Annotated in this window: 5 protein-coding genes; all 5 read right to left on the bottom strand. The window is 36.5% G+C overall.

Annotated elements, in window-relative coordinates; all coding sequences use genetic code 11:
- Positions 1–699 (bottom strand): electron transfer flavoprotein subunit alpha/FixB family protein (locus I6U48_RS29120; protein WP_218324013.1); only part of this gene is annotated, 699 nt, incomplete at its 3' end.
- A gap of 15 nt (positions 700–714) precedes the next feature.
- Positions 715–1494: an electron transfer flavoprotein subunit beta/FixA family protein gene (locus I6U48_RS29115; RefSeq protein ID WP_218324012.1), complete on the bottom strand. Its 780-nt coding sequence runs from the start codon at positions 1492–1494 to the stop codon at positions 715–717.
- A 23-nt stretch (positions 1495–1517) separates the two neighbouring features.
- Entirely contained in the window at positions 1518–2657 is a 1140-nt protein-coding gene (locus tag I6U48_RS29110; protein WP_218324011.1) for an acyl-CoA dehydrogenase, read from the bottom strand.
- Positions 2658–2670: 13 nt separating this feature from the next.
- Entirely contained in the window at positions 2671–3450 is a 780-nt protein-coding gene (locus tag I6U48_RS29105; RefSeq protein WP_218324010.1) for a short-chain-enoyl-CoA hydratase, read from the bottom strand.
- Positions 3451–3477: 27 nt separating this feature from the next.
- Positions 3478–4656 (bottom strand): acetyl-CoA C-acetyltransferase, encoded by a 1179-nt coding sequence (locus tag I6U48_RS29100; RefSeq protein ID WP_218324009.1) that lies wholly within the window; start codon positions 4654–4656, stop codon positions 3478–3480.
- Positions 4657–4764 lie beyond the last annotated feature (108 nt).

Genomic DNA, 4764 nt, shown 5'->3' with positions numbered 1-4764 from the left:
TAGTGCTTCAAAGCCTTCCTTGCTTCCAAGTCCTCTTCCGCCCGCAACTATTATCTTAGCTTCTCCAATGTCAACAGAATCCTTAAGAGCTTTAACTACATCTAATGTTTTTGTTCTTATATCTGATTCTGTTACATTTGCAGCTACCTTTTGGATTTCTCCAGCTCTTCCAGTATCTTTAGCTAATTTTTCAAACACTCCTGGTCTTACTGTAGACATTTGTGGTCTGTGATCTCCGCAAACTATTGTTGCCATCAGATTTCCACCAAAGGCTGGTCTTGTCATAAGTAGATTTCTGTTCTCTGGATCTATATCAAGTGATGTACAATCAGCTGTAAGTCCTGTAGCAAGTCTTGCTGCTACCCTTGGAGCTAAGTCTCTTCCCATAAAAGTAGCACCTACTAATATAGCCTCCGGCTTAACTTCACCAGCTAAATCGCATATAACTTTTGTATACCCATCTGTTGTAAAATGTTTTAATAATGGGCTGTCAGCATATATTACTTTATCAGCTCCATAAGCTACTAATTCTTTTGCTATGCTATCTATATCACTTCCAAGTAAAAGAGCACTTAACTGAACTCCTAACTTGTCTGCTAAATCTCTACCTTTTCCGAGTAATTCTAAGGATACCTTTTGAAGCTCTCCATCTCTTTGCTCAGCAAATACCCATACGCCTTTGTAATCTGCTATACTCATCTTAACTACCTCCTCCTAGATATAATGTTTCTCTTTTAATTTTAAAACTGCACATGCTGCTGCTTCTTTTGCTGGTAGATTTACTACTTCACCTTGTCCTTTTGCTTCTTTTGTTGAGGATCTCTTTACCTTTGTTGGTGATCCAGCAAGACCAAGAAGAGATTTATCTACCTCTATGTCAGCTGCACTCCAAATTTGCACTTCTTTATTGTATGCATTGAATATATGGCTCATGTGCATATATCTTGGCTCATTTAATTCTTTTATAGCTGTTAAAAGTACTGGAGTTTTAACACTTATTACCTCATATCCATCTTCCCATGCTCTTTGTACCTTTAAAGCTTCTCCATCTACATCTACTTTTTCTACATAAGTTATTTGTGGTATTCCTAAATGTTCAGCTATTTCTGGTCCAACCTGTGCTGTATCTCCATCTATAGCTTGTCTTCCTGCAAATATTATGTCATATTCTAATTTTTTTAATGCTCCTGCTAGTGTGTGTGAGGTAGCTAATGTGTCTGCTCCCCCAAAAGCCCTGTCTGATATAAGTATTGCTTCATCTGCACCCATAGCTATAGCTTCTCTTAAGGCTTTTTCTGCCTGTGGCGGTCCCATACTTATTATAGTAACCTTAGCGCCAGTTTTTTCTTTTAATGCCAACGCTTCTTCTAATGCATTTTTATCATCTGGGTTTATTATTGAAGGAACGCCATCTCTTATAAGGGTTCCTGTTTTTGGATCTATCTTAACTTCTGTTGTATCTGGAACTTGTTTTAAACAAACTACTATATTCATTTCTTGTTATCCTCCTTAACCTTTTATCTAAATATGTTTCCTGAGATAACCATCTTTTGTACTTGTGATGTTCCTTCATAGATTTCAGTTATCTTAGCATCTCTCATCATTCTTTCCACTGGATAATCTTTTGTATATCCATATCCTCCAAATAATTGGACTGCCTTTGTTGTTACTTCCATAGCAACATCTGCTGCAAATAATTTTGCTCTAGCCGCATCTACACTATATGGAAGTCCTAAATCCTTTTTAAAAGCTGCCTTATACACTAAGTGTCTTGCTGCTTCTATTTTTGTATCCATTTCAGCTACTGCCCATGCAAGCCCTTGGAACTTATCTAAAGATCTTCCAAATTGTTTTCTTTCTTTCATATAATTTATTGCTTCATCGAAAGCACCTTCTGCTATTCCAAGAGCTTGAGCTGCTATACCAATTCTTCCTCCATCAAGGGTTCCCATGGCAACACCGAAGCCTTTTCCTTCTTTACTTAATAAATTTTCCTTTGGAACTACGCAGTCTTCAAATATGAGTTCAGTTGTTGAAGATGCTCTTATGCCCATTTTATCTTCTAATTTTCCTATTGAAAAACCTTTAAAGCCTTTTTCAACTATGAAAGCTGATATTCCCCTTGTTCCTTTACTTCTGTCTGTCATTGCAAATACTATGAAGACATCTGCTGTTCCACCGTTTGTTATGAATATCTTTTGTCCATTTAATATATAGTTATCTCCTTCAAGAACAGCTGTTGTTTGTTGTCCTGCTGCATCTGTTCCTGCATTCGGCTCAGTTAATCCAAAAGCTCCTATTTTTTCTCCTTTTGCAAGAGGCACTAAGTATTTCTTCTTATGATCTTCTGTACCATACTTGTCAATTACTGATGCACATAGTGATGTATGAGCAGAAAGAATAACTCCTGTGCTGCCGCAAACTTTTGATAATTCTTCAACTGCTAATACATATGAAAGAGTGTCTCCACCTGCTCCACCATATTCTTTAGAAAATGGAATACCCATCATTCCATATTTAGCCATCTTTTCTACTGTTTCCATAGGAAATCTTTCTGTCTGGTCAATTTCTGCTGCTAAAGGCTTAACTTCATTTTCTGCAAACTCTCTTACCATTTGCTGTACTAATTGCTGTTCCTTTGTTAATGTAAAATCCATATTATTTTACCTCCTAACTATTTTTAAAACACTTATCTCTTTTTTCTATAAATGCTGTCATACCCTCTTTTTGGTCATTAGTTGAAAAACATTGCCCAAATACTTCTGCTTCATAAGCTATTCCAGTGTCTATATCACACTGCATTCCTCTATTTATAGCTGTTTTACAAAGCTTTACGGCTATTGGTGCTTGAGCTGCTATAGTATTTGCCAATGCCTTAACCTCATCCATTAATTTCTCTGGTTCCACTACTTTGTTAACCAATCCTATTCTCAAAGCTTCTTGTGCATCGATTATTTTTCCTGTAAATATAAGTTCTTTTGCCATTCCTTCGCCAACAATTCTTGCTAGCCTTTGAGTCCCCCCAAAACCCGGAGTTATTCCTAGTCCTGCTTCAGGCTGTCCAAACTTAGCTTTTGATGAAGCTATTCTAATATCACAAGCCATAGATAACTCACAGCCTCCGCCTAATGCAAATCCATTAACAGCTGCGATTACTGGTTTTCCCATATTCTCTAGCTTTCTAAAAACCTTGTTTCCAAGTAACCCAAATTTTCTACCTTCCATTGTACTAAGATCTTTCATTTCTGATATATCTGCTCCTGCTACAAAGGCTTTTCCTTCTCCAGTAACAATCACTGCAAATATTTCTTCATCTGCATATAGTTCGTCAATAATAGTGTCTAATTCCTTCAAAGTCTCTGAATTTAATGCATTTAATGCCTTAGGTCTGTTAATTGTAACCATGGCAATCTTATCTTTTTTATTTAATATAATGTTTTTAAATTCCATAATAATACCTCATGAATTTTATATACTTTATTGTCTTTCTATTATTATAGCAGTTCCCATACCGCCGCCTATACATAGGGTTGCTAGTCCGTACCTTGACTCTCTTTTTTCCATTTCATATAGTAATGTAGTAAGTATTCTTGCTCCTGAGCATCCAACTGGATGTCCTATTGCAATAGCTCCTCCATTTACGTTAACTTTGCTCATATCAAAATTTAAATCCTTTGCTACTGCTAAACTTTGAGCTGCAAAAGCTTCGTTAGCCTCTATTAAGTCTATATCTTCTATTGATAAATTTGCTTTCTCTAAAGCCTTTTTTGTTGCATGAAATGGTCCATACCCCATGATTGATGGATCTAATCCTTTCGATCCATAGGACACTATTTTAGCCATTGGCTTTAATCCAAGTTCTTCTGCTTTTTCGGCACTCATAATAACCATGGCTGCTGCTCCGTCATTTATTCCAGAAGCATTTCCAGCTGTAACAGTTCCATCTTTCTTAAAGGCTGGTTTTAACTTAGCTAAAGATTCAGCAGTTGCTCCGAATCTAGGGAACTCATCTGTATCAAATACTATTTCAACTTTTCTGGTTTTTATAACTACTGGAACTATTTCATCTTTAAATTTACCTTCTCTAATAGCTGCTTCTGCCTTTTGTTGAGATGCTGCTGCAAATTCATCCTGCATTTCTCTTGTTAAATTCCATCTCTCAGCTATATTTTCTGCAGTGATTCCCATGTGATAACCCTGAAATGCATCTGTAAGAGCGTCATTTACCATTGTATCTACAATAGTCCCATTACCCATTCTCTGTCCCCATCTTGTGGTTGGAAGTACATATGGTGCTGCTGACATGTTTTCCATACCACCAGCTATTATGACATCTGCATCTCCTGATTTTATCATTTGAGCTGCTAAACTTACTGCTCTTAAGCCTGAACCACAAACTTTGTTTAATGTAAATCCTGGAACTTCTTCTGGCAGACCGGCTTTTATTATAGACTGTCTAGCTACATTTTGTCCTAAACCTGCTTGTATAACGTTTCCCATTATAACTTCATCAACTAATTCTGCTTCAACCTTCGCTCTATTTAGCGCTTCTTTAATAACTATAGCTCCTAATTCTGCTGCTGAAACGTCCTTCAAACTCCCACCAAATTTTCCAACTGCAGTTCTAACAGCACTTACAATAACTACTTCTTTCATTGTCATCCTCCTATAAAAACATATATATCAAATACTGACATTTAATTTATAAAAAAATATTTTAGAGGACAGAGGACAATTGACAGAGGACAGTGAAGGAGGATTTTT

Source organism: Clostridium thailandense, assembly GCF_019207025.1.
GTDB classification, from domain to species: domain Bacteria; phylum Bacillota; class Clostridia; order Clostridiales; family Clostridiaceae; genus Clostridium_AM; species Clostridium_AM thailandense.
This window is presented reverse-complemented; position numbering and strand designations above follow the sequence as displayed.